The organism is Labrenzia sp. ATLA3 (assembly GCF_057180185.1).
The window spans coordinates 268,504-292,423 of sequence record NZ_JBXUKV010000005.1; the positions used below are offsets into that span (position 1 = coordinate 268,504).

Consider the following 23,920-nt stretch of genomic DNA (forward strand, 5'->3'; position numbering starts at 1 on the left):
CATGAACCTCTTTGCCAGTCACTTCGGCACTTACGAGATCGAGCAGGGCTCCGACGGGCCATCCCTTCAGGCCTTCCGACATGATCCGGCGCCCTCCCCTGTGGGCGCAGGCTTCCTCGATCTTGCCGACCACCCCACCCGTATCCGTCAGCCCATGGCGCGACGGGGATGGCTGGAGGGGGACAAGGGCAAGGCTCGAGGGGACGACACGTTTGTTCCCCTCGATATCGAGACGGCTTGCGACCTGGCGGCCGATGAAGTGGTGCGTATCCGCGAGAGTTTCGGCAACCGGTCGATTTTCGGAGGTTCCTACGGCTGGGGATCGGCCGGTCGTTTCCATCATCCGCAAAGCCAGTTGAAGCGCTTCCTCAATCTTGCAGGTGGTTTCGTCTCCACCGTCAACACATACAGTTACGGCACGGCGAAAGTCCTGATCCCGCATCTGGTGGGGCGTGAATATTCCGACCCCGGCGCCCTTAGCCCGAGCTGGGACCGCATCGTCACCATTCGGCCGTTCATCCTGTCTTTTGGCGGCATGCGCCTTGCCAATGCGCAGGTTGAGGCGGGAGGGACCGGTGCACACCGGACCCGTGGATGGATCGAGGCCTTTGAGCGGGCCGGCGGCGAGATGCTGACGCTGTCTCCGGATGGGCGCGACGCCCCGGTCGGCGAACATCTGGCCATCAATGCCGGAACGGATGCCTGCGCCATGTTGGCAATGGCCTACATTCTCGTCACCGAGAAGCTGGTTGATGAACCTGCCGTTCGGCGCATCGCCAACGGCTATGACGATATTCAGGATGTGCTGCTCGGAAAAACGGATGGGCAGCGCAAAACGCCCGAATGGGCGGAAGGTCTGACCGGCATTCCGGCGCAGACCCTGGTCTGTCTGGCACACAGGCTTGTCGAGGGGCCGGCCCTGATCAATCTGGCCTGGTCGCTCCAACGCGCGGTCGCAGGCGAACAGCCCTATTGGGCCGCGGTGGTTCTTGCGGTTCTGTCCGGTCAGATCGGGCGTCCCGGATGCGGGGTGGCTTGCGGCCTTTCCGCAGTCTCCTCTGTCGGCAACCCGCTACGCAGGCTGCGCGGACCGGCTTTCGAGCAGGGCAACAACCCGGTCTCCGACTTCATCCCGGTTGCAAGGATAACCGAGATGCTGGAGCGGCCGGGCGGCACCATTCGCTATAACGGCAGCACGCTGACCTTGCCGGATATTCGACTGATCTGGTGGGCCGGCGGAAATCCCTTCCATCATCATCAGGACCTCAACCGCCTCGCGCGGGCCTGGAAGCGACCAGAGACGGTGATTGTCCACGAAAGTGTCTGGACAGCCACGGCGCGTCACGCCGACTTGTTTTTTCCCTCGGCTCTGCCTTTCGAACGGGACGACATTGCAGCAGCTTCGCGAGATGACTGGATCATCCGCTCGTCGCGTGTGATGGATCCGCCCGAGGGTGTGGAGACCGATCACGAGGTACTGGGCTGCATCTCCGATCGTCTTGGTCTGGGTGACAGTTTCCGGGGTGGTCGAAGTATCGATGAATGGATCGAAACGCTCTACCAAGGTTACCGCGAGGCCTTCCCGGAACTCCCCTCCTGGGAGGACTTCCAACGCAAAGGGTACGCCCGTCTGGCCGACCCTGCGCCCGAAGAGGTCGCTCAACCACTTGAAGCCTTTGTCGAAGCACCGGAAGAGCATCCCCTGGCGACCCCAACGGGCCTGATAGAGCTGATACCCGACCTGATGCGCTGCAATGATCTGCGTCTTGGAGCAGCTCTGAGCACCCCTCGCCCCGGCGATCAGGAAGAGGACACCGCCCTGCCCCTCCGCCTTCTGTCGCCGCAACCGGAAGTCCGGCTGCACAGTCAGCTAGACGGGGCGCGCGCCGCAACCGATGCAAGGGTCGAAGGGTGTGAGGTGGCCCGCTTGAACCCCGCTGATATTGCCGCCGCGGGTCTTGCAGATGGCGCGCTGGCCTGCCTCTGTAACAGCCGGGGTATCGTTAAGGTAGCGCTCAAGGCAGACGCGCGCGTGATGCCCGGCCATGTGGTCCTGCCCACCGGTGGCTGGTACCGGCCTGAGCTTGGCCCCGACGGAGTGCGCATCGACTTGGGAGGCAACCCCAACACATTGACCCGCGACTTCGGTTCTTCCGAGTTGTCGCAAGGGGCCAGTGCAGGCGGTGCAAGAGTGGAGATTAGGTGCCTGAACCCGGGGGATGATGTGATTGTTTGACCAAGCGACAGGGCATTGTCGCAAGTTTGGCTCGCGAATGGCTGTTTCCTGATTTCTGCCGAGATCCCGTGCAGGGAAACGCTTCTCATCACAAAAAAGGAATGCCCGGCGCGATTGCCGGGCATCAAGTTGGTTGGAGCGGCTGCGCCGTGAGAGCACTGGCTCTTCGGCGCTTTTTTATGGGATCGGTTTCAGGACAAAGGATCGCATTCAAACGCCCTACGCAGCGATTGACCGGGAGACTTCCTTGACGCTTTGGGTCGCCGTGCTGATCTGGGCCGTCGCCGCGGAGACCGACTGCATGTTGGCGGTAATCTGTTCCACGCCCTGAGCCGCGAACTGCATGTTCGAGGAGATTTCGTGGGTCACGGCTGTTTGCTCCTCCACGGCCGAGGAAATGCTTGTGGCAATATCGCCGACTTCGCTGATGACCTTCATGATTGACTGGATCGCCTGAACCGCGCTCTCCGTCGTGGTCTGCACCGAGTTGATCTGGGCCGAGATTTCTTCCGTGGCTTTGCTTGTCTGCGATGCCAGGCTTTTCACCTCGGAGGCGACCACCGCAAATCCCTTGCCGGCTTCGCCGGCGCGTGCGGCTTCGATGGTTGCGTTCAGAGCAAGCAGATTGGTCTGTGCGGCGATGCCGTCGATCAGTTCGAGCACTGAGCCGATGGTCTTGGCATCCTCAGACAGGCCGAACATGATCTGGCTGGACTGTTCGGCTTCCTCGATGGCTCTTTGAGATACTTCCATGGCCGTCTGGACCTGCCGGCTGATTTCCTGAATGGAGGCAGCCAGTTCTTCCGAGGCGGCGGCCACGGTCTGGACGCTGGAGGAGGTCTGCTCCGACGCTGAGGCCGTTCCGCTGGCCTGCTCGGTCGCCAATGTGATGGCGCTCACGATCTCAGAGAGGTCCTTGTCGATCTTCTCCTGTGCTTCGGCCTTGCGGAAGCGCTCCATAACGCGGTCCGTGACGTCGATAGCGAATTTGACAACCTTGAAAGGGCGACCGGCTGCATCGAAGATTGGATTGTAGGTTGCCTGGATCCAGATCTCCCGCCCCCCTTTCGCGAGACGCTTGAACTCGGCGGACTTGAAGTTTCCTGCGGCGAGATCCCTCCAGAATTGGGCATAGTCCGGGGTGGCGACGTATTCGCTTTCAACAAACATGCGATGGTGTCGTCCGATGATTTCCTCAAGGCTGTAGCCCATTGCGGACAGGAAATTCTCGTTTGCGTCGAGGATCGTACCATCCAGGTCGAAGTGAATGACAGCCTGCGCACGATTGATGGCGTTTACCTGACCCTGCAGGTCAGCGTTTTCCATCTTGCGCGCGGTGATATCCGACGCGATCTTGACGACTTTCGTGACCTTTCCCGAAGCGCTCAGGATCGGGTTGTAGGAAGCTTGAATCCAGATTTCTTTCCCGTTCTTGCCGAAACGCTGAAACTCCTGAGACTTGAACTCGCCGCGTGCAAGTTCCTGCCAGAAGGCCTGATATTCCTGGCTCTCGCCGTAGGCGGGATCCACGAACATCCTGTGATGGTGGCCTGAAATTTCCTCGAGCGAGTAGCCCATGGCGTCAAGGAAGTTCTGATTTGCCGTAAGGACCATGCCATCCGGCGTAAATTCGATCATTGCATGAGAGGTGCTGATCGCCTGGACAACAGACTTCCAGGAGTTTCCTGCAAAAATACCCATTCGAACGTCTCCAACAATATGTTCTTGTTGAAACTTAAATGAAGTCGAAAAAGTAAATAAAATTGTACTTGGTGAAATTAAACGCGGCGAAAAACGAATAAAATTTGAAACAATTTTGACTAGGTAAGTAGTTATTTAAAGTGATGGCTAAAATTTCAGGGTTTAGATTAAGAAATTGGTATATTTCTATTTGGCGCCAAATACAGTTTCTGTCGTCTGACTGGGAAGGGGCAGGTGTGAGGAGCAGTCTCATTGCCATGCGAAATCCGTGACCGGAGACGCATGAGACAAATGTCGAGTGACACCTGCCGTCTCAACCCCGGTAGGTGGGCTGTGCATGTCCGACGTTCGCTGCGCCCAGTTTTCAGCGGCTTGTTCTGGTGCTTCAATTTCAAGCTTTGGCGCAGGTTGCCGAAAATCTGCGATAAACCCCACAGTATCGCGACCACGGCCAAGCGATTGACCGGGGCGCAGTGAGCGGAAAAATCAGTCGGAGGTGACGGCCTTGACCTTCAGTCCGGTTTGTCTTCTGTGGCGGTTTTGTCGATCTGGGGCACGATCTGGAGCGCGCCGTGGCGTACTGATCGTTCGGCGATGACATGCTCGGCGAAATGCTGCACTTCGGAGGTTGGCCCCTTGAGGATCCCGATTTCCAGGCAATTATCCTCATCAAGATGCACATGCATGCTGGCGACCGTCAGGTCGTGATGATGGTGAAACGTGCTGGTCAGCCGACGCGCAAGGTCCCGTGATGCGTGGTCGTAGACATAGCTGAGCACGCCAAAGCAGGGCTGGCGGGTTTGAGCCGTGCGTTGGGCCTGGCCGAGCCCTGCCCGTGTCAGATCGCGGATTGCTTCGGAGCGGTTCTGATATCCTCGCTCCTCGATCAGTTTGTCCAACTCATCCATCAGATCATCGTCCAGAGTGATCGTTACGCGTTGCATTGCCATATCCCGAATGAGTATGATGTTTTGACCTAGACATCATACAATTTGGCTCCTAGTGTCTGCCCGAACGCGGCGATGGCCACGGTCAGGCTGACTCGTCCAGCAGGATATTAGGAACGATTTCATGACAATGCCAATTTCCGGCACCTTGAGCCTTATTGCGGTCTCCCTTTTTCTCGGGGTTTCCACAACTGCCCTGGCTGCACCGAAAACCGATCTCGTACTTGCCATCGGCGGCGAGCCGGACGAAGGCTATGATCCTCTTCTCGGTTGGGGGCGTTACGGCCATCCCCTTTTCCAGTCGACCCTGCTTACACGTGACGCGCACATGCGCACGCAGCCGGAACTGGCGAAGAGCTGGTATTTGTCCGAGGACCGATTGACCTGGACCATCGAGCTTCGCCCGGACGCGAAATTCTCCGATGGCACCTCGTTGACCGCAAGAGATGTCGCCTTCACCTTCAACCATGCCAAAACCGCGGGTGGCGAGCTTGATTTGGGTGTCCTGGAGCGGGCAAAGGCAATTGACGACACGACTGTCCAGATCAAGCTGTCCCGGCCCTGGATCACCTTTTCCGACTTCCTGTTCAATCTCGGAATTGTGCCAGCGGACAGCTACGGACCGGAATACGCTCGCAATCCCGTCGGCTCGGGCCCTTACGAGATGGTCTCCTGGACTGAAGGTGAGCAGCTCATCGTCAAGAAGAACCCATACTATTACGGCAAGCAGTCGCCCTTCGAGCGGATCACGTTCCTGTTTACGGGAGAAGACACCAGTCTTGCGGCCGCTTACGCCGGGCATGTCGACGTCGTATCGGTTCCGGCAAGCTCTGCCGATGCGCCGCCCACCGGGTTCAAGCAGGTGGTCGTTGACACTGTCGACAATCGCGGCATCAGCCTCCCAATGTCTCCTGACGACAGCAAGACCTCGCCGGACGGTTATCCAGTCGGCAACAACGTGACCTCCGATCCGGCTGTCAGGCAGGCGATCAATCTCGGGGTCGACCGGGAGCAGATTGTTGAAGTCGCTCTTTTTGGCCACGGAACCCCCGCCTTTGGTCCAGCCGATGGGCTGCCATGGTCGAACCCGGAAGCAGCGGTGGATCATGACCCCGAAGCTGCCCGGGCACTGCTTGAAGACGCCGGCTGGACAGTCGGCTCCGATGGCATCCGCAGCAAGGACGGCATACGCGCCAGTTTCCCACTCATCTATCCGGCTTCCGACAGCACACGCCAGGCCATCGTCATTACGGCCGCCGAACAGTTGAAAGACATCGGCATCGAAGTGGTGCCACAGGGCAAGAGCTGGGATGACATCGAGCGGCTCATGCATGCCAATCCGGTTCTCTTCGGGTGGGGCAGCCACACGCCCCAGGAAGCATATAGTCTCTATCAGAGCTCCATGGGTGGTCAGGGATATTTCAATCCCGGTTTCTTCTCCGACCCGAAGGTCGATGCGCATTTCGCTTCGGCACAGGCAGCCGAAAGTCTGGAAGCCTCCTATCCGCACTGGCAGGCCGCCGAATGGGATGGGGAAACGGGCTATTCAGGCAAGGGCCTGGCGGGCTGGGCCTGGCTCGTCAATCTCGACCACATCTATTACGTCAACGAGTGCATGGACCTCGGTCCAACCCAGATCGAACCTCATGGTCATGGTTGGCCCATCACGTCCCTGATCCAGAACTGGACCTGGACCTGCGACTAGCTGCATGACGAGCAACTGGCCCCTCTTTGTGACACTCCGGATCGTGCGGTTGGCGTTCCTGCTGGCCGCCGTTGCCGTTGTTGCGTTCATGCTGGCGAAAATGTCGCCTGTCGACCCCGTCCAGGCCTATCTTGGCCCGGCGATCGCCAAGGTCGGGCCGGAGCAACAGGATCTCATCGCACAGAAATGGGGGCTGGACCAGCCGCCGCTCACCCAGTTCGGCAAATGGCTTGGAAATGTCGCCCAGGGTGATCTGGGCATGTCGATGACCTACAATGAACCCGTTGTGGATGTGCTTGCAAAACGCGTGCGGGCCTCCCTGCCGCTTATGGCGATGGCCTGGTTGCTGTCCGGCCTTCTCGGGTTCGCACTCGGAGTTACCGCAGGTGCAATGGCAGACACGTGGGTTGACCGCATCATCCGCACCTATGCCTACGTCCTCGCGTCGACCCCCACATTCTGGCTGGCAATTGTGCTGCTGGTGGTGTTTTCGGTCGGCCTCGCGTGGACGCCTGTGTGTTGCGCCGCGCCTATCGGGGTTCTTCCGGAAGACGTGACGGTCCTGGAAAGACTGCATCATCTCATTCTTCCGTTGATCGCGCTGACGGTGCTGGGCGTGGCCCAGATCACGCTTCACACCCGTGCAAAAATGATCGAGATCATGCAGTCCGATTTCGCACTCTATGCCAGAGCACAGGGGGCTTCTCTTGCGGACGTCGCCATCAGGCACGGCGCGCGCAATACTGCATTGCCTGCAATAACAGTTCTTTTTGCCTCGCTTGGCGAATTGTTTGGCGGATCGGTGCTGGCCGAGCAGGTTTTTGCCTATCCCGGGCTCGGGCGTGCCGCCGTACAGGCGGGTGTCTCGGGCGACGTCCCCCTGCTTTTGGCGGTTGCCCTTTGCCTGACGGTGTTCGTCTCCGTCGGCAACACGATTGCCGACATTCTCTATCATGTCGTTGATCCCCGTATCGGAGCGACACCCGACATGGAGATCAGCCCATGACCGAAGCCGTCGAGACGACCTCCCGCGCCTCATCGCGCCTGCGCATCAACAAGCGGATGCTGACCCTTGCCGCCACGGGAATAGGCGCTGCAGGCATTGCCTGTGTCGTTGCCGGGGCAATCGTCTTCGGCGACTTCGGTATCGCCACCGACTTTTCGGCAAGACTTGCGCCACCGTCCTGGGCGCATTGGTTCGGTACGGATCAATTCGGTCACGACATGTTCGCCCGGACTGTTCACGGCCTGAATGTGAGCTTGTGGGTCGGCCTGATCGCGGCAACGCTGTCGGCCTTCATCGCGCTCGGGCTTTCTATCTTTGCAACGACCTGCGGCCGGTGGGCTGACAGGCTCGTATCCTTCCTTGTGGATGCGACCATGGGCCTGCCCCATCTGGTGTTGCTGATCCTGATTTCCTTTGCCCTGGGCGGGGGCACCCATGCCGTGATCGTCGCCGTGGCCGTAACGCATTGGCCAAGGCTGACGCGCGTGCTGCGGGCCGAGATCCTTCAACTTCGAAACGCCGATTTTATCATCGTCTCGCGGCAACTCGGCAAATCGTGGTGGTATGTCGGGCGTCATCATTTTCTGCCCCACCTGATGCCTCAGATGCTTGTCGGACTGGTGCTTCTGTTTCCCCACGCAATCCTGCATGAGGCAGGCCTGACGTTCATCGGCTTCGGCCTTGAGCCGACCAAACCGGCTATTGGCGTCTTGCTGGCAGACTCAATGCGCTACCTGACGGCGGGCAAGTGGTGGCTCGGTCTCTATCCGGGCGTCAGCCTGTTGCTGCTCGTGCTCTGTTTCGATGCAATCGGCAATGGGTTGCGCCTTTTGCTGGATCCAAGGCAGGCGCAGCTATGAGCTTTCTTCGTCTCGATCAGGTGTCTGTTGGCTTCACCCGCTATGATGGCCTCATACGTCAGCGGGAACTTCGCATTCTCGAAGGCCTGAGCTTTGGGGTTGACCGGGGTGAACTTGTTGCGCTGATCGGTGCATCCGGTGGCGGCAAGAGCCTCCTTGCGCACGCAATCTTCGGCATACTGCCGTCGAATGCTGTTGTGGGTGGGCGTATCCACGTCGATGGTACCACACTGGATGCTCCGCTCAGGCAGAGGTACTGCGGCAGGCGGATGGCCCTGGTGCCGCAGTCTCTCAGCCACCTCGATCCGATGACCCGTTGCCGCAAGCAGATTGCCTGGGCAGGCCAGCGTGCCGGCCATAAACTCAACGCCGAGAGCATCGAAAGTCTGCTTGCCCGATACGGCCTTGACGAACAGGCAGCAAATGCGTTTCCTCATCAATTGTCCGGAGGTATGGCACGGCGCATGATGATGGCCATCGCGGCGGTGGGCGACCCCGATCTGATCGTCGCCGACGAGCCAACGAGCGGGCTGGATGGCGAGAACAGCGCAAATGTGTTGGCACATCTGCGCGAACAGGCGGATTGCGGCAAGGCCGTGCTGTTGATCACGCACAGCCTTTCAGAAGCGCTTGCGTTCGCTGACCGTGTTGCCGTGATGAAAGGGGGACGCCTCGAGTCCATTGAGGCGGCTTCGGACTTTGCTGGCGGTGGCGAGGCCCTGCGATCACCGTTTGCGCGTGCCCTGTGGACGGCACTGCCCCAGAACGCATTCAGCGCCGGAGGTGCAATTTGCTGACCGCACACCGCGTGAGCTTCCGCCACGGGCCAGGTGCGCCCTACATTCTGCGCGAGTTTGACCTCTCCATCCGTCCTGGCGAGATCGTCGGATTGTCCGGCCCGTCCGGGCGAGGCAAATCGACCCTGGGCAGACTGCTTGCCGGGCACCTTGGGCCGACAAGCGGCAGCGTCACGGTCGATGAGCGCGCAAACCAGTATCGCTTCAACCCGGTCCAGTATCTGCATCAATCACCGATTTTTGCTACGGATCCACGGTGGCGGATATCCCGGATCGTTGCGGAGGGATGGACACCGGACGATGTCACGCGGAACGAACTCGGTGTCAAGGAAAGCTGGTATGATCGCTATCCGCACGAGATTTCCGGCGGAGAGTTGCAACGGGTCGCCCTTCTTCGTGCCCTGGCACCTGGCTTGCGCTACCTGATCGCCGACGAAATCACTTCAATGCTTGATCCGGTCGCTCAGGTGGAAATCTGGCAGGTCCTGCTTAAACGGGCTCGGCAGGGCCTGGGCATTCTGGCCATCAGCCACGACCGGGCTCTGCTTGAGCGCATCGCAACGCGGGTTGTCACGATCTGACACGCCAGCAGGTGCACAGCGCAATCTGGAGTACGCTGTAACATCCCGAACGGACGGGCGGCGCACAAGCCGGAACCATTCTCGGCGTGGCGGACGTCGACCCCGCGAAGGTTGCTCTTGGCTCTGGTAGCCTTGAGAGGGTTGATGGTGTCGCCGGGAAGTCCGTAAACGCGTTTCGTTCCCGCCTTCTGCAGGGCATGGACAATGATTTCTGCCACAGGTCTCGAAAGGCTCTTCCTTTCACCGGGAAATCGGCAAGGCGCACTTGCACTAAGCTTGAGGTATCAGCTCTTGCACTGAGACACGATCTCTCCGTCTTTCAAGACGAGCGTTGTGCCGCGTGGCAGCGGCTCCCAGCCTTCCGGATCCAGCGGCACCGATGCAAAAAGATACAACGAGCCGGAAATTTTATTGATACTGGCGCCGCGCGCATTCCACGGATCCCCGTGATCCTGTTCGTCGAAATGGCGGACATTCAACCCCGGTTCACGCGGTTCGGTCACCCCGTCTTCGGTTTCGAAGCGCCGCCGGTCGGCGTGGACGAAGAGGTGCTCACCGTCGAAGAACAGGAAGTTGGAGCTGCCCAGCTCGCGCATTTCAGAAGCAAAACGTGCAAACACATCGAACCGCGCTGCGACATCGGCGGTGTCTGTCGTGCCCAGCCGGTCGAGCAGCATCAGGAAAGCCAGTTCCGAGTCTGTGTCTCCTATCCGGTGCGGGAGCCATTTATGCGCGTCCTTATGCTCCTCGATGCCGGGTAAATCGCCATTATGCGCAAATGCATTTCGCTTGCCGTGCACCACGCGGTCGAAAGGGTGGGTGTTCGCCAGCGCAGGAGTGCCCCTCGACGCCCTGCGAACATGTGCCATCAAATTCTTGCAGGGGCGCTCATTGCGAACCACCATCTGGGTCAATTCGCTTGTGGCAGCCGGATCGGGTTCCCGGAACAGGTAGGCATCGCGGTCCTGCGCGAACAGGATACCCCAGCCGTCGCGATTGCGATGTCGCTCGCCCCCCTCCGCAGCGAACAGATCGAGCTCGTAGCGAACCCTGTGCGGGACCGCCGCACTCATTGCAAACAACTCACACATCGATTTCCCTCCGGTTCCAAAAGCCAGTCGGCACCAGCGCCATCATGCAGTCGAGCAGGCGCACCAGCGTCGATCTGTTTCCCTGCCCCATGGAACACCTCCCCCTTTCATAAGCAGGTGCTGGCCCTTAAAACCGGGTAAATCCAGACAATCTGTTTGGCGGTCCAGATGCCCTCGACCAGCATTCCCATCGTGCGTTCCCTTCTCCTGTTCGGGACGACATTAGCTGGTGATCGAATTCGTTGATGTTCTCAAGATAGAGCGTATTGGTCTATATTCGTGACCATGCGAGATCTGCCTCTCAATGCCCTGCGTGCGTTTGCCGGACGCCTACCAACTCGTCATCAATCCTGAGCGGCGCGGGCATGCAAGCGTGCGCGCCGTCCGGATCTGAGCTGCAAAGCTTGCACGTCAGCTGCCAAACATACCGGTTGCCTCGTCCGCATCTGGTCTTTACTGCCACCGCAATCTCGCTTGCGGTCGAGCGGGAGCGAGCCTCACAACCCCGCATTGCGCATCTGGCAAGCGTTTTCAAACAAGGCATCGCTCTTGGCTCACCAGATTGAGCCGCCTGTTCGGTCCAGGGCGGTACACTGACTGGCAAGACGCCGCTTCAGCGTCTGTGAAGGGTTGATTCCCCCTTTTCCGCCTGAGCGATTGCGTTCGGAGAGGGAACCGAGAGCGCCGTCACTGAATTTAGTCGTCTTTGAACGACGTCACGATCTTCCGCGGTGAGTGCGACATCGTCTGACTTACAACAAAATATGAGTTATGCCGAAATCGGATTAAGGGCGAAGTCAGCTCTATGCGGGGGGCAAGAGATATAAATTGCATATAAAATCATATGCAACCAATAGGTGTTTTGCGCGCTGTTATTTTGCCTTCCTCTACTGGAATTACGCAATTATACGTATGAACTGACGCAGATTAGAGCAAACATTTACGTAAATTTTACTAGGTGTACTTATTGTATTTGGAATATTTCTTTTTTCTTCAGCGAGGGGCGGGCTGAAGAAGTGTTTTCGAAGGATCCAACACATGCTGATCCAGGCATTGTCTCGATTTTCTCTGGCTGCGAAACTGGGCGCTTTCGGCTGCCTGATGATCTTGTTTCTCGTGGCGACGGCCACTGTCGGTCTGCGGTCCATGTCTACGATTGGCGGGGAATTGAGGTCGGTTGCCGAACACGATCTGGCAATCTCCGATACCGTTTCCCAGCTGACCGAGATGCAGCTGGAACAGGCAATTCTTTTCGAGCGAGCTATAAGACTGGGTGAAGAAGCGGCCAATGGCAGTCGACAGGCTTTCGAAGACTTCTCCAGCACAAGCTCCGAGTTTTCGGAACTTGCCGCTGCCGCGAGCGAGAAGTTAGGTCTCGCGCAGGAAAAGGTTCAAAACATCAAGTCCGAAACCCGGAACGAGGAGGAACTCGCGGAATGGGGGCACGTTCTCGAGGGATTGGAAAACGTTGAGAAGGCAAATCAGGTCTTCAAGACCGATGTGCAGGCTGCAATAGAGAAGATCTCGGTCCGGGCGAAAGCCGCTCAGGTGAATGCCAGCGACCTGATCAGTGAAGAACAAATATTGATTCAAAAGGTTGCGAGCGAAGAAGACGCGCTGAACCACAGTCTTGAGAGCCTGGCAAACCAACTGATGGAGTTCACGCTCAAGGCAGCGACGAATGCGGAACACCACGAGCGGCAAGCGACTTGGTTGATATCGATCCTGGGAGTCATTTCTACCCTTCTGGCGGCTGGCGCGGCCTTTGTTTTGACGCAGGCTATTTCCAAGCCGATCAAACAGGTTGTTTCGGCGCTCGCTCGGTTGGGTGAGGGCGACACAACTGTTGAATTGAAAGCCACGGGACGAGACGAAACCGCCCAGCTCACCCAGGCCTATGAAATCTTTCGCGAGCGAACCGTCGAAGCCAAAGCGGCAGCTGAACGCGAAAAGGAAGCTCAAGCCGCGCAACTGCGGCGCGCAGAGACCATTGCCCGTTTGACATCCGAATTCGATGCGGATGTGGCGGAGCTTCTTCATTCCGTCGACGATGCCTGCGGAGAACTGAACGAAACCGCCCAATCCATGAGTGCGATCGCCGAAGAGAATACCAATCAGTCGTCAGCCGTATCGGCGGCCTCGGAACAATCGGCAGCCAGTGTTCAGACCATTGCGTCTGCCATTGAAGAAGTGTCCGCATCCATAACCGAAATTGGCGGGCAAGCCACCAAGTCGTCCAAACAGACGAGCAGCGGGCGTGAAAGAGCAACCAGGGTCAATGAACAGGTGCTTGGCTTGAAAACGGCTGCTTCGCGGATCAGCGAAGTCACCTCGCTCATTCAAGCTGTTGCCGAACAGACCAATCTGCTCGCACTTAATGCCACGATTGAAGCTGCGCGTGCCGGAGAGGCCGGCAAGGGCTTTGCGGTCGTGGCGTCGGAGGTAAAGCAACTGGCCGGTCAGTCGGCAAAAGCTGCAGAAGAGATCTCCAATCAGATCGCCCAGATCCAGTCGGAAGTCGATGGCGCTGTCATGGGCGTGGAAGAAGTGGCAACCATTATTACGGAACTGGAGAGCATAGCGGTTTCGATCTCCTCAGCAGTCGAACAGCAGGGCGCGGCGACCGGAGAAATCTCCCAATCCATTCAGGACGTCTCCGTTGGTGTTCAGGAGACCACCCGGAACATTGCTGGTGTCAGCGATGCGGCCGCAGAGACCGGATCAGTGGCCACACGCGTGGTTACCGCCAGCCAACAGCTCTCCGGGCAGTCTCAGAACCTGAAAGTTTCGGTAGACAAGTTCCTCGAGGGCGTCAGGGCTGCATAGCTTGTTGGCCGGGGTTCCGGGTGCCGATTGACGGTGCGGATAAAACTTCATGTTGGGGAACGTGTAAGTGAATGATGATCGGGTGGGCGGAAAGCTGCATCAAAGCAGCCTTCCGTCCACCCGTTGGCTTTTCGGCCTTCCTCAGGCCGGATAAAGCGACGGCAGTTGTGTTGACGACAGGTCCTTTTGCGCAGAACCGATCTTGCGGTCTTCCTTTACAAGGATATTGAGCCAGTCGCGGCTCCGGCCTTCGGCGGTTTCGGAAGCGGGTGCAAAGGCTGCTTGCTCCAGAGCTGCAATGGCATCTCTTGCGGCAGCGGTCATCGCCGGTTGGCCACCGGCCAGGCGGCGCCAGGCCAGAACGCAGCCGTAGCATCCGCGCAGATCACCGGCTTTTTCCTTGGTAGATGCAAGGGCCAGTTGCTTGCGGCGCTCGGATTGCCCGTCCGCCTGGGTCTGCTTCCGCGGTGTTGCTGGTACGGGCTTGCGGCCATTTTCGGCAGGTCTTCCTGTTCTCCGGAAATAGACAGCGGCCCCGCCAAGTGCGGCAAGAACCGCGGCAGCACCCAGTCCGGCCAGTAGATAGATGCGCTGATTTCCCACGTCCGACTGCTGAAGCTGCGGCGCTGCATTCGCAGTTGGTGCTGCCTCTGGCGAGACGGCGGCCGACTGGCCGGCCTGCGGCACCGTTCCTTCCGCAGTGATGACTTCACTCGGCAAGGTGACGGTCTTTGCTTCGCCGCTGACACTGTCGGTCCAGTTCACCTTGATCTCCGGGAGCGTTATCTTGCCGCCTCGTGTCGGCACGACCGACAGAAGAAAGTCCTTCCTGGCGACCGTGCCCTCAGCCGTCTGATCCTCGCCCGTCTGGACGTCATCCAGATAGATCCGTGCGCCATCCGTGTTTTCGAACGAGAGGTCCGGAAGCTGAACGGCGCTCGCGCCGAGAGCCAAAAGGCTGACGCGCCGGCTTACCGCCTCCCCTTCCCGGAAGACCGGATGCGCGGGCGACCATTCGGCGGTCAGTCGGACATCCTTTGCGGGCAGGAACCACTGATGCTGTCCCGAACCTGCATTGGGGTCCGCCCGCACTGTCAGCTTGATCGGATCGGAGCGAACAGCAAACGGTTTGCCCGGATCGAACATGTCGTTGAACATGGACGATGGGAACCCGGAAAAGCCCTTGAAACCGAAGCCCGCGAAGGGATCGCGCCGCCGCGCATTGGGGTCCTCGACGGAGCCGCGCAGGACGAAGGGCGGGATTTCGATCGCACCCTCCTCCTGGGGCTTGAGCATATAGGTACGCTCGATCACGTTGACCGTCCGTCCGCCCCGGGTGGCCTGGCTTACCCGGTCCTCTCCGCGCTGAACGAGGTCGAAGGCGCTGGAATGCGGTGCGATCAGTTCAGCGCTCTTTATGGGTTGGCTTGTCTCGATACGGACGGTCAGGGGCGTTTCCTGGAAGAGAAACGGTTCGCCGTCTTCAAGTGTTGCCGAAAGACCGATCCCGGATGCGCCCGTTGCCTTCGGCATGGAACCGGCGTCGACCACCTTGATGGCGACAGGAGAACTGCTCAGGCTTCCCGCGCTGATCGACGGAATTTCGACGGTGCCCTTCGTTTTCGGCGACAGCGACACGATCCAGCTCACGCTTTGCGAGCGTTTGCCGTTGATGATCTGCGTCGAACTGGATTGCGATGTGCCGAGGATATCGAAATCCTTCTGCAGCGGTGCGAGATCCGGACTGGCGTTTACCTGGCCGTCGGCGGTCAGGGTCAGCTGGATCGCGTCCCCTTCGGCCACCGTGCCACTGTTCACGTGGGCGGCCAGTCCGCCGGCCCAGGCTGGGACGGCAAGCGCGATGGAAAGAACAGCGGCGCTGACGGTGGTTTTAAGCGTATTGAATGTCATGGTCCTGTTTCCTCTCAGTTGGCGCCAGACCGAAGCTGGACATAGTGTTGGCGGATGCGGGCGCGCAGCAGGCCGGACGGATCGTCAGGAACTTTGCGCAACTGTTGCTCGACCGCCTGATCGACCATAGGAGCAGCGCCCGGAACGGAGGCCTCCACCGGCTCGCCGCTGGTGTCCTCGCCATTGCCGTCCAGCATGCTGGAAAGCAGTTTCGACAGAGGGTTTTCACTCTCCTTGCCGGCTTCGCCGGTATCGCTTCCAGAAGCGCTTGCCTGCTGACGAGCCTTGGCAGCTTCCTGTGCGGCGCGGTCTTCCTGGGCAAGGCCCTCGGAGCCGGCTTGGTCTTGCTGAGCGGCTTGCTCGCTGCCGTTTTCCTGGCCCTGCGGCCGGGTTCCGGAAGCTTCCTGCGTCTGCTCTTCACCAGCACCTGCCTTTGTTTCGTCAGCCTTTGCAGCGGAGCGTTCCTCTTCGCCGGCCTGGGGAGACTGGCCGTCTTGCTTGTCGTCGGAGGAGGCAGAAGCTTCGGCAGATGCCTGGTCTTCCGCTTGCTCGCCTTGCGACGCGCTTTGCTGGCCGGCCTCTTCAGGCGAAGCGGACTCCTGTCCCGACTGAGAGGCGGACTGCTGCTGATCACCAGATTGCTGCTGCGCACCGGACTGCTGCTGTTCGCCGGATTGGCCGGACTGCTCGCCGTCCTGTTTCTGCGAGCCCTCGGAGGCCTGCTGCTGCTCGCCGGACTGGCCATCAGCGTTTTGCTGATCCTGCTGGCTCTGCGAACCGGACTGCTGTTGCTGCTGACCGGACTGGTTCTGGGATTGCTGCTGGTCCTGCTGTCCGGAGTTGCCAGACTGCTGCTGCTGATCCTTTTCGCCAGAGTCGCCAGCTTGCTGCTGTTGGTCCTGTTCGCCAGACCCTCCAGCTTGTTGCTGCTGATCCTTGTTGTCGCCCTGGCCGGACTGCTGCTGTTGCTGCTGGTTCTTCTCCTTCTCTTGTTCTTCCTGCTTTTTCTGTTCGTCGAGCAGCTTCTGGACCAGATCGCGATTGTACTTTGCGTCTGCATCCTGCGGATTAGCCGCCAGTGCCTGATCGTAGGCTCCAAGCGCCTCCTCAAGCTGCCCGGATTTGGCAAGCGCGTTGCCGCGGTTGTAGGCGTTGGCGGAAAAATCCTGTGCCGCCGCTGCATAGTCGCCGGCCCGGTAGGCGGCACTGCCGCGCCAGGAAGATGTCTCGAACTGGCGGGACGCCGTGTCGTAGTCGCCGGACGCGAAGGCTTTCTGTCCCTGCTGGTCGGAGGTCGACCAGAGATCCTGCCAGGTTCCTGCGTGAGCAGGCTGGGGTGCAATTCCGGGGACCAGGCCCAGACATGCAACCAGTCCGATGCTGAATACGAGCCCGCGGCGGAACGCGAAGGGCAGCAGCAGCACGGGCAGGATCAGGAGCCAGTAGCCCATGTCGACCCAGCTGTCGGCCTGGAAATCCTCTGCCTTGCCGGCGGTTTCGATCCGGTCGGCCTTCGGCAGGATGCGGTTAAGGTCTGCGCTGTTGGCCGTCACGCTGGAATAGGTCCCACCACCGGACCGGGCAACCTGGCCAAGCCCTTCGGTATCCAGGGACGTCGTCAGCTTTTCACCAGAGCGTCTGGTGATAGCCTGACCGTCCGCGGTCTGCAGCGTGGCGCCCTCTTCGGTGCCGATACCCAGAACGGAGACAGTGTAACCGGCCTTGCGCGCTTCGCTGGCTGCCTTGGCGGTTGCAGCCGTATCGCCCGCGTTGTCTGCGATCAGAACAATCTCGCCACGTCCGGCATCAGCTCTCTCCAGTACGGAGACCGCCTCGGAAATGGCAAGGTCCGGCCGGTTGCCGAGAACCGGCATCAGCTTGGTGGAAAGTTCGGGGATCATCTGAGAAATCACCTTCTTGTCACTGGTCAGGGGGGCCGCGACGAAGGGAATGTCCGAATAGATGACCAGTGCGCGCTCGTCCCCTTCGGTCCGGGCGAGAATATCGCGCAGCTTGTGCACCGCGCGCCGCAGGCGGCTCGGCGACAGGTCGTCGGAATTCATGGATTGCGCCAGACTGAGGACTGCGACCACCGGTTCACCGCCGGTGAAGGAGGGAACCTCGGCCTTCTGCCAGGTCGGCCCGGCCAGCGCCGTCACCAGAACGACAATCGCGGCGGCTGCCAGTGCCGGCAGGACACGCGATGCGCGGGCGGTGGCCCCGCTGATCGCCAGATGCCGCAGCAGATGGGCGTCCACGTATTTGCCCCAGTTGCCGCCTGTGGCGCTTTTGCGGGATCGCAGGACGAGCCAGAAGAGAAGGCCCGCCGGGACCAGTGCCCAGAACCATTCCGGGCGCAGGAAGTGGAACAGATCGTTTTCCATGTCAGGCTTCCTTGTGTACGGGGCGTTGCGTGATGAGGGCCGGAACCGTCGCGAACAGCGCGGCAAGCGCCGTCAGGAGCAGGGCCAGACCGGCCGGCCAGAAATACAGGGCGACTTCAGGGCGCACATGCACCGGGTCGGCTCCAATCGGCTCCAGCTTGTCTATTGACCGGTAGACCTGTGCCAGACCGTTGACGTCGGTTGCCCGGAAGTATTCCCCGCCGGTCAGTTCAGCGATCTTGCGCAAAGTGCCTTCATCGAGGTCCGCGGACGGATTGACCATCTGGCGGCCCATCGGGGTGTTGACTGCCATCGGACCTGCGCCGACGCCGATGGTGTAGATCCGGATCCCCAGTTTCGCGGCAAGTTCGGCCGCCTGGATCGGGTCCATCTTGCCTTCGTTGTTCGCACCGTCTGTCAAGAGAACGAGAACACGTCCTTCAGCCGGCCTGTCTTTCAGGCGCTTCAGGGAAACCGCGATGGCATCGCCGATAGCTGTTTTCTGGCCGGTCAGGCCGACTTCCGCCTGATCAAGAAGATCGCGGACCGCCTGCCGGTCAAAGGTCAGGGGCGCTTGCAGATAGGCGCGGTTCGAGAACAACACGAGGCCAACCCGGTCGCCTTTCCGGCGTTCGATGAACGCATCCGCCGCATCCTTGACGACGCCAAGGCGGGTGGTCGGCTTGCCGCCGACAGCGAAATCCTGTTCAGCCATGGAACCAGAGAGGTCGATGGCCATCATGATGTCACGGCCTTCGACGGGAAGCGGAACTTCCGGGCCGACATAGGCCGGCCGGGCCACGGCCGTGACCATCAGCAACCAGACAAGTGAGGCGGCAGCAAGCTTCCACCAGGATGTTGTGATCCGGTCGGCACGGCTTCCCAGATCCCGCGACAGGCTGGCAAAGAACGGCACCTTCAGCGCGCCGCCCAGCCCCTTGTCAGCGGGTTTGAGAAAATAGCGCAGCACAAAGGGCAGCGGCAGCAGAAGAAAGGCCAAAGGCCAGAGAAAGGTAATCATCCGTTCCTCCTGATCCAGGTGGCGGTTTCGGCGCGCAGCGCCTCCGGTTCGAAATTCTGGTTGGCCGGCGGACCGTAGGGACCGGTGGCCAGAAGCGCCGCGGTGTCGCGGTCCATGCCGTGTTTGCCTTCCATCAGGAACGCGCTCCACGCCTCGCCGGTCAGCACGTCGGCACCGGCCGAGCGGCGACGGGCAACACGCCGGAGCAGGGACGAGATCTGCGTGAGGAATTCGTCTTCCCTCTCCGATTTGATCGCCTCAAGCTCGCGAAGCGCAAGGAAGCGTGCGCTGCGGCGGCGGAGCCAAGTCCAGACGACAGCGGCCACGACGAGCGCGCAGACGAGGGCGAGCAGAGCCCACCAGCCTGGCGCGACCGGCCACCAGCCAACAGGCTCCGGCAGGTGGATGTCGCGAAGCTGGTCCAACTGGGCCAGCATCTGCGGAGAGAGATCTGTGCTCATGCTGCCATACTCCGGTTGAGATGCGGGTGGAGGATCCAGGACGGATCGTCAGGGGTCTGCAGGAAGTGGCAGACCATGCCGTGATGACGGCTGACCAGTTCCAGCCGCTCCCTGCGGGCTTCGAATTGCTGTGCGTAGTGCTCGAGCTTCCGCCCGCCGAGAGCTGAAATGGCCAGCGCATGTTCGCCATCGGTGATACGCCCGCCGCGCGGCGGCAGCGCCGCATCGAAGGGATCGCTGACCTGGATGTTGGTGACATGGGCATTCACCGCCAGATGCCGCAGCTCTGTCTCCGCGTCGTCGCCGAAATCGGAGAAATCGCTTATGACGAAGGCAAGCGTTCCGGGGCGGTTCCGGTGACGCAGGCGGCGCAGGGCATGTGCCAGCGTCACCTCCGTTCCCAGGGGGCGCTCCGGCCGCGTTTCTTCCGCAAGAGCTTCCAGGTATCCCAGCACAGAGCGCCGGGTTCTGGAGGCACGAAAGTCCCGCAGGCCTTCCCGCGTCATGACAAGTCCGCCGACACGGTCGCCGCCGTCATGCCCGGTCCAGGCCATCATGGCAGCCACTTCCGCTGCCAGGTTTGCCTTGAAACGGTTTCTGGTGCCGAACTGCATCATCGCGCGCATGTCGGTCAGAATGACGATGGGCCTCTCGCGCTCTTCCTGGAAGAGCTTGGTGTGAGCCTGGCCCGTGCGGGCCGTCACGCGCCAGTCGATGGATTTGACGTCGTCGCCGGGCTGATAGATACGGCTTTCGGCGAATTCCATGCCGCGTCCGCGGAAAACGGAGCGGTTGGCGCCCCACTGATGGGTCGCGACGCGACCCGAGGGCGCAAACCCTGTGAGGCCGCGCTGCGGGCGCACCCTCACCAGTTCGGGCAGGGTCGCGACGATACCTTTGAGTTCATGGTCTGTCATGACGGTCCCCCGTGTGTTCAAGCAACCGGAACCCTGTCGATCAGGGCGTCGATGAAACCGTCCGCTGTCTTGCCTTCCGCTTCTGCCTCGAAGCTGAGGATGATGCGGTGGCGCAGCACGTCATGCAGGACGGACTGCACGTCGGACGGAGTGGCGAAATCCGCGCCGTTCATCCAGGCGTGGACCCGCGCACAGCGGTCCAGGGCGATGGTCGAACGGGGCGAGGCGCCGTAGGAGATCTGATGGGCAAGGTCGTCGCCATACATCTGCGGGCGGCGGGTCGCCTGGATCAGCTGAATGATGTAGTCCGTGAGCGCATCCGAGACGTGGGTTTTCAAGGCCGCCTGTCTGGCGTCGAAGATCTCCTTCTGGGAAACCTGGAAGGTGGGCTTCACGTTTTCGGCCATGGCCTCGCCACGTACGATCCGCAGCACCTCGCGTTCGGCTTCCGCTGACGGATAGTCGATCTTGACGTGCAGCATGAAGCGGTCGAGCTGGGCTTCGGGCAGCGGATAGGTGCCTTCCTGTTCGATCGGGTTCTGGGTTGCCATCACCATGAAAAGATCCGGCAGATGGTAGGTCGCTCCGGCGACGGTCACCTGACGCTCGGCCATGGCTTCGAGCAGGGCCGACTGCACCTTGGCCGGTGCGCGGTTGATCTCGTCCGCGAGGATCAGGTTGTGAAACAGGGGGCCGGAATGAAACTCGAAGGTTCCTTTTTCGGGCCTGTAGACTTCCGTCCCGGTCAGATCGCTGGGGAGCAGGTCCGGGGTGAACTGGACACGGCAGGGCTCGCCTTCGATAAGTTCGGCCAGAGTGTTGACGGCCTTTGTCTTGGCAAGGCCCGGAGCTCCTTCGAGCAGAATGTGCCCGTCGCCGAACAGACCCAGAAGCAGCCTGTCGACGAACTGCTCCTGGCCGACGATCCGCTGGTTCATATGATCGCGGAGCGCGTCGACAAGCGCGTTGTTCGGGCGGGCGGCGGTGTGAAGTGCATTGCTGGTCATCAGAGTCCCTCGCAATCGGGCCCGGCATCGTGCCGAGGCGCCGCGGTTTCAGGTTCAAAGCTTCTGTGAAAACGAGAACCAGCCTGCGGGTGGCTGCAAGGCCTCCATTCGCCTTGCTTAGAGGCGCTGGTGGGCCGTGCAATCAGGGAGATCGCTGAAAAGGAATCAGACTTTTCAGTCCGACCGACCTAAATGGTTCTCGCTTTCAAGGTTCACTTCCCGAAGTCCATGAACTACGAAAACCCTAAGCGGCGGAGTTTGAGGCAGCTTGCGGCGTTCTTTAATTATTGTTGAAGTTGGCGTTTGGGGAACGAGACGGTGACCTGCAGCCCCGGATGATCGGCGGAGTCGGGGTCTGTCTTAGACAGCGCTATGGCAGCCTCGTGATGGTCGGCAACGGCTTTGACAAGGGCAAGGCCGAGACCGCTGCCTGGCTTGCTGCGCGCACTGTCGATCCGTTTGAACAGGTCGAAGACCTCATGCCGCTGCCCGTCGGGAATGCCCTCGCCCGTGTCCTCCACGACGAGATCAAGCCTGTCGGGCCTGTTCTCAAGACGCACCCGGACCGAAATGCCGGGACCCCCATGCACGATTGCGTTTCCCACAAGGTTGGCGAGCATCTGCTGCACCATGTTCTTGTCGCACAGAAGCTGGCAATCGCCGGCTTCCCCGGGCAGAAACGCGAGTGTCTGACCGTTCTCCTGTGCAAGGGGCGTGAAGAACTCGACCGTATTCTCGATGAGACTGCCGAGGTCGTTCATCTGCATGTCCTTGCGCGGTGAGCCCGCACGGATCCGGGTGATCCGCAGAATTGTATCGATGATGTCGTTGAGCGACCCCGTCTCGGTGAGTGCCCGTTCGACTTGAGGCTGCGCATTGCCGCCGGCCTCGATTTCGTCCAGAGCATCGTTCAGCACGAGGCCGACACGGGCAAGCGGGGTCTTCAGGTCGTGCGCGATGGCAGTGGTTGTCGCGCGCATGCTGTCCATCAGGCCGGAGAGAGCGTCGAGGTTGGCGTTGATCTGGATGGAGATCCGGTCGATCTGGTCCTTCCTGTCAACGATCGGAACGCGCGCGTCGGACTCTCCCTTCGCAACGCGTGCGAGAACGCCCTCGATCGACCGGAGTTTTGCGAAACTCTCACGGCTCGCTGCAAGACCCAGAACCAGCGTTCCGAAAGTCAGCAACACGGTCATGACGACGAGGCCCGCAATCATGTGAGTGCGTGTCTCGTCAACGTCCTTGAGGCTTCGGCCAACAACGAGCGTTGCATCGTTGAACTTCTGGACCGACAGCACGAAATGGCCTGCGCTCCCTTTTGCGGAGACAGATTGCAGCCTGGTGTCGCGGAGACCGATGAAATCCGGCATGGCAAGGTCGGCCCCCGCCAGATTGACGCCCTTTTCATCGAAAACAGCGGAGACCCGTTCCTGACTGTTGACCAGGTCGCTCAGGGTGCCGATTGCCTTCACCAGGCCCTTGCGCCCTTCCGAAGAATAGATGTCGCTCAGAAGGACCGCTTCTTCCAGGGTCTGCTGCTCCGTGGCATCGCGCAGGGCCTGTGTGGCAGACCAGATGAACAGCGTCCCGCCCAGGCACATGAGAACCAGAACACCTATCGCGACCTTGGTGGAGGTCCGAAAGGAGCTGCCCGACAGAAGGTCAGTGAGGCGCACGGATCCGGTATCCCATGTTGCGAACGGTGTGGATCAAGGGTGTATCGAATGGCTTGTCGATCTTCTGGCGCAGCTTGCTGATGTGGGTTTCAACGACGGTCGTTCCCGGATCGAAGGAAAAATCCCAGATGCTCTCCAGGATCATCGTCCTGCTTACGACCCGGCCCTCGGCTTCCATGAGAAGTTCGAGCAGGGCAAATTCCTTGTTCTGCAGATCGATGACCTGCCCCTGGCGCACCGCGACCCGCTTGAGCAGGTCCAGCTTGAGATCGTGACACGTGAGTTCGGTCTTGTGGTTGTTCTGCTTGGGCCGCCGCGACAGCGCATGAATGCGGGCAAGAAGTTCTGAAAAGTGAAACGGTTTGACGATGTAGTCGTCACCGCCCGCCATCAGGCCCTCGACCTTGTCTTCGACATCGGAGACCGCCGTCAGAAAGATAACCGGCAGGGAGCTGTTGGAGGCCCTGAGCGCCTTGACGAGCGAAAGCCCGTCAAGCCCGGGCATCATCCTGTCGATGATGGCAACGTCGCAGGTATTGTAAAGGCAATAGGTCAGCGCTTCGCGGCCGTCGCTCACCCAATCGACCGAAAATCCCTGCTCGAGCAGACCTTTGCGGACGTATTCCGCCATCGTCTCATCGTCTTCAGCAACCAGAATTTTCATCGCTCGGGCTTTCGATCAGAACAAATCGCCGTCTTCGTGAATTACTCCCTGATTGGCGGTAGTGCAATCGGTTCGCTGCGAGTGAATGCCGGATTTCGATCCGGACGAGGCCCAATGCGACACATCCGG

General features: G+C 60.2%; 19 protein-coding genes. 7 read left to right on the forward strand and 12 right to left on the reverse strand.

The genetic code is table 11. The annotated features are described in order from the left end of the window. Window position 1 precedes the first annotated feature (1 nt). Window positions 2-2,236 (forward strand): molybdopterin-dependent oxidoreductase, encoded by a 2,235-nt coding sequence (locus AC2A6O_RS15435; protein ID WP_498928342.1) that lies wholly within the window; start codon window positions 2-4, stop codon window positions 2,234-2,236. 219 nt (window positions 2,237-2,455) lie between these two features. Here AC2A6O_RS15435 and AC2A6O_RS15440 read toward each other — a convergent pair whose 3' ends face one another. Continuing rightward, window positions 2,456-3,937 carry a methyl-accepting chemotaxis protein gene (locus tag AC2A6O_RS15440; protein WP_498928344.1) on the reverse strand — a complete coding sequence of 494 codons (1,482 nt, stop codon included), beginning with the start codon at window positions 3,935-3,937 and terminating at the stop codon, window positions 2,456-2,458. 512 nt (window positions 3,938-4,449) lie between these two features. Then, window positions 4,450-4,881 (reverse strand): nickel-responsive transcriptional regulator NikR, encoded by a 432-nt coding sequence (gene nikR, locus AC2A6O_RS15445; protein ID WP_498928346.1) that lies wholly within the window; start codon window positions 4,879-4,881, stop codon window positions 4,450-4,452. A gap of 127 nt (window positions 4,882-5,008) precedes the next feature. On the opposite strand from nikR, the gene AC2A6O_RS15450 reads away from it, so the two are divergent. From AC2A6O_RS15450 to AC2A6O_RS15470, 5 genes are read left to right on the forward strand one after another with little or no spacing between them, the layout of a single operon-like run. After that, window positions 5,009-6,589 carry an ABC transporter substrate-binding protein gene (locus AC2A6O_RS15450; protein ID WP_498928348.1) on the forward strand — a complete coding sequence of 527 codons (1,581 nt, stop codon included), beginning with the start codon at window positions 5,009-5,011 and terminating at the stop codon, window positions 6,587-6,589. Window positions 6,590-6,593: 4 nt separating this feature from the next. After that, window positions 6,594-7,595, forward strand: a complete 1,002-nt coding sequence (locus AC2A6O_RS15455) for an ABC transporter permease (protein ID WP_498928350.1) — start codon at window positions 6,594-6,596, stop codon at window positions 7,593-7,595. Next, window positions 7,592-8,455, forward strand: a complete 864-nt coding sequence (locus AC2A6O_RS15460) for an ABC transporter permease (RefSeq protein ID WP_498928352.1) — start codon at window positions 7,592-7,594, stop codon at window positions 8,453-8,455. Before AC2A6O_RS15455 ends, AC2A6O_RS15460 begins: the two co-directional genes overlap by 4 nt. Next, window positions 8,452-9,252 carry an ATP-binding cassette domain-containing protein gene (locus AC2A6O_RS15465; protein ID WP_498928354.1) on the forward strand — a complete coding sequence of 267 codons (801 nt, stop codon included), beginning with the start codon at window positions 8,452-8,454 and terminating at the stop codon, window positions 9,250-9,252. Before AC2A6O_RS15460 ends, AC2A6O_RS15465 begins: the two co-directional genes overlap by 4 nt. Then, entirely contained in the window at window positions 9,246-9,833 is a 588-nt protein-coding gene (locus tag AC2A6O_RS15470) for an ABC transporter ATP-binding protein (protein WP_498928356.1), read from the forward strand. Before AC2A6O_RS15465 ends, AC2A6O_RS15470 begins: the two co-directional genes overlap by 7 nt. On the opposite strand, the gene AC2A6O_RS15475 is transcribed toward AC2A6O_RS15470, so the two are convergent. Both AC2A6O_RS15475 and AC2A6O_RS15480 read right to left on the reverse strand, forming a co-directional pair. After that, the gene (locus tag AC2A6O_RS15475; protein ID WP_498928358.1) at window positions 9,716-10,051 is read right to left on the reverse strand and encodes a thiamine pyrophosphate-binding protein; all 336 of its coding nucleotides are present in this window, start codon (window positions 10,049-10,051) and stop codon (window positions 9,716-9,718) included. The two genes, AC2A6O_RS15470 and AC2A6O_RS15475, sit on opposite strands and share 118 nt — an antisense overlap. Window positions 10,052-10,117: 66 nt before the next feature. After that, on the reverse strand, window positions 10,118-10,924 hold the full coding sequence (locus AC2A6O_RS15480; RefSeq protein WP_498928359.1) for a class II glutamine amidotransferase: 807 nt from the start codon (window positions 10,922-10,924) through the stop codon (window positions 10,118-10,120). A gap of 1,038 nt (window positions 10,925-11,962) precedes the next feature. On the opposite strand from AC2A6O_RS15480, the gene AC2A6O_RS15485 reads away from it, so the two are divergent. After that, the gene (locus AC2A6O_RS15485; RefSeq protein ID WP_498928361.1) at window positions 11,963-13,750 is read left to right on the forward strand and encodes a methyl-accepting chemotaxis protein; all 1,788 of its coding nucleotides are present in this window, start codon (window positions 11,963-11,965) and stop codon (window positions 13,748-13,750) included. Window positions 13,751-13,891: 141 nt separating this feature from the next. Here the strand turns inward: AC2A6O_RS15485 and AC2A6O_RS15490 are convergent, their stop codons facing one another. The 8 genes from AC2A6O_RS15490 to AC2A6O_RS15525 form a co-directional block, all read right to left on the reverse strand. Further along, window positions 13,892-15,661: a BatD family protein gene (locus tag AC2A6O_RS15490; protein ID WP_498928363.1), complete on the reverse strand. Its 1,770-nt coding sequence runs from the start codon at window positions 15,659-15,661 to the stop codon at window positions 13,892-13,894. Window positions 15,662-15,675: 14 nt separating this feature from the next. Further along, entirely contained in the window at window positions 15,676-18,045 is a 2,370-nt protein-coding gene (locus AC2A6O_RS15495) for a VWA domain-containing protein (RefSeq protein WP_498928365.1), read from the reverse strand. A gap of 1 nt (window position 18,046) precedes the next feature. Continuing rightward, entirely contained in the window at window positions 18,047-19,066 is a 1,020-nt protein-coding gene (locus AC2A6O_RS15500) for a vWA domain-containing protein (protein WP_330563954.1), read from the reverse strand. Continuing rightward, the gene (locus AC2A6O_RS15505) at window positions 19,063-19,527 is read right to left on the reverse strand and encodes a DUF4381 domain-containing protein (protein ID WP_148584051.1); all 465 of its coding nucleotides are present in this window, start codon (window positions 19,525-19,527) and stop codon (window positions 19,063-19,065) included. The genes AC2A6O_RS15500 and AC2A6O_RS15505 overlap by 4 nt, the downstream gene beginning before the upstream one ends. Beyond that, the gene (locus AC2A6O_RS15510) at window positions 19,524-20,444 is read right to left on the reverse strand and encodes a DUF58 domain-containing protein (protein ID WP_498928368.1); all 921 of its coding nucleotides are present in this window, start codon (window positions 20,442-20,444) and stop codon (window positions 19,524-19,526) included. The genes AC2A6O_RS15505 and AC2A6O_RS15510 overlap by 4 nt, the downstream gene beginning before the upstream one ends. 17 nt (window positions 20,445-20,461) lie before the next feature. Next, entirely contained in the window at window positions 20,462-21,451 is a 990-nt protein-coding gene (locus tag AC2A6O_RS15515; protein ID WP_498928370.1) for an AAA family ATPase, read from the reverse strand. Window positions 21,452-21,735: 284 nt separating this feature from the next. Then, complete coding sequence (locus tag AC2A6O_RS15520; RefSeq protein WP_498928372.1) at window positions 21,736-23,127, reverse strand: sensor histidine kinase; 1,392 nt, start codon at window positions 23,125-23,127, stop codon at window positions 21,736-21,738. After that, window positions 23,114-23,791, reverse strand: a complete 678-nt coding sequence (locus tag AC2A6O_RS15525; RefSeq protein ID WP_148584055.1) for a response regulator transcription factor — start codon at window positions 23,789-23,791, stop codon at window positions 23,114-23,116. The genes AC2A6O_RS15520 and AC2A6O_RS15525 overlap by 14 nt, the downstream gene beginning before the upstream one ends. Between the last annotated feature and the right edge of the window lie 129 nt (window positions 23,792-23,920).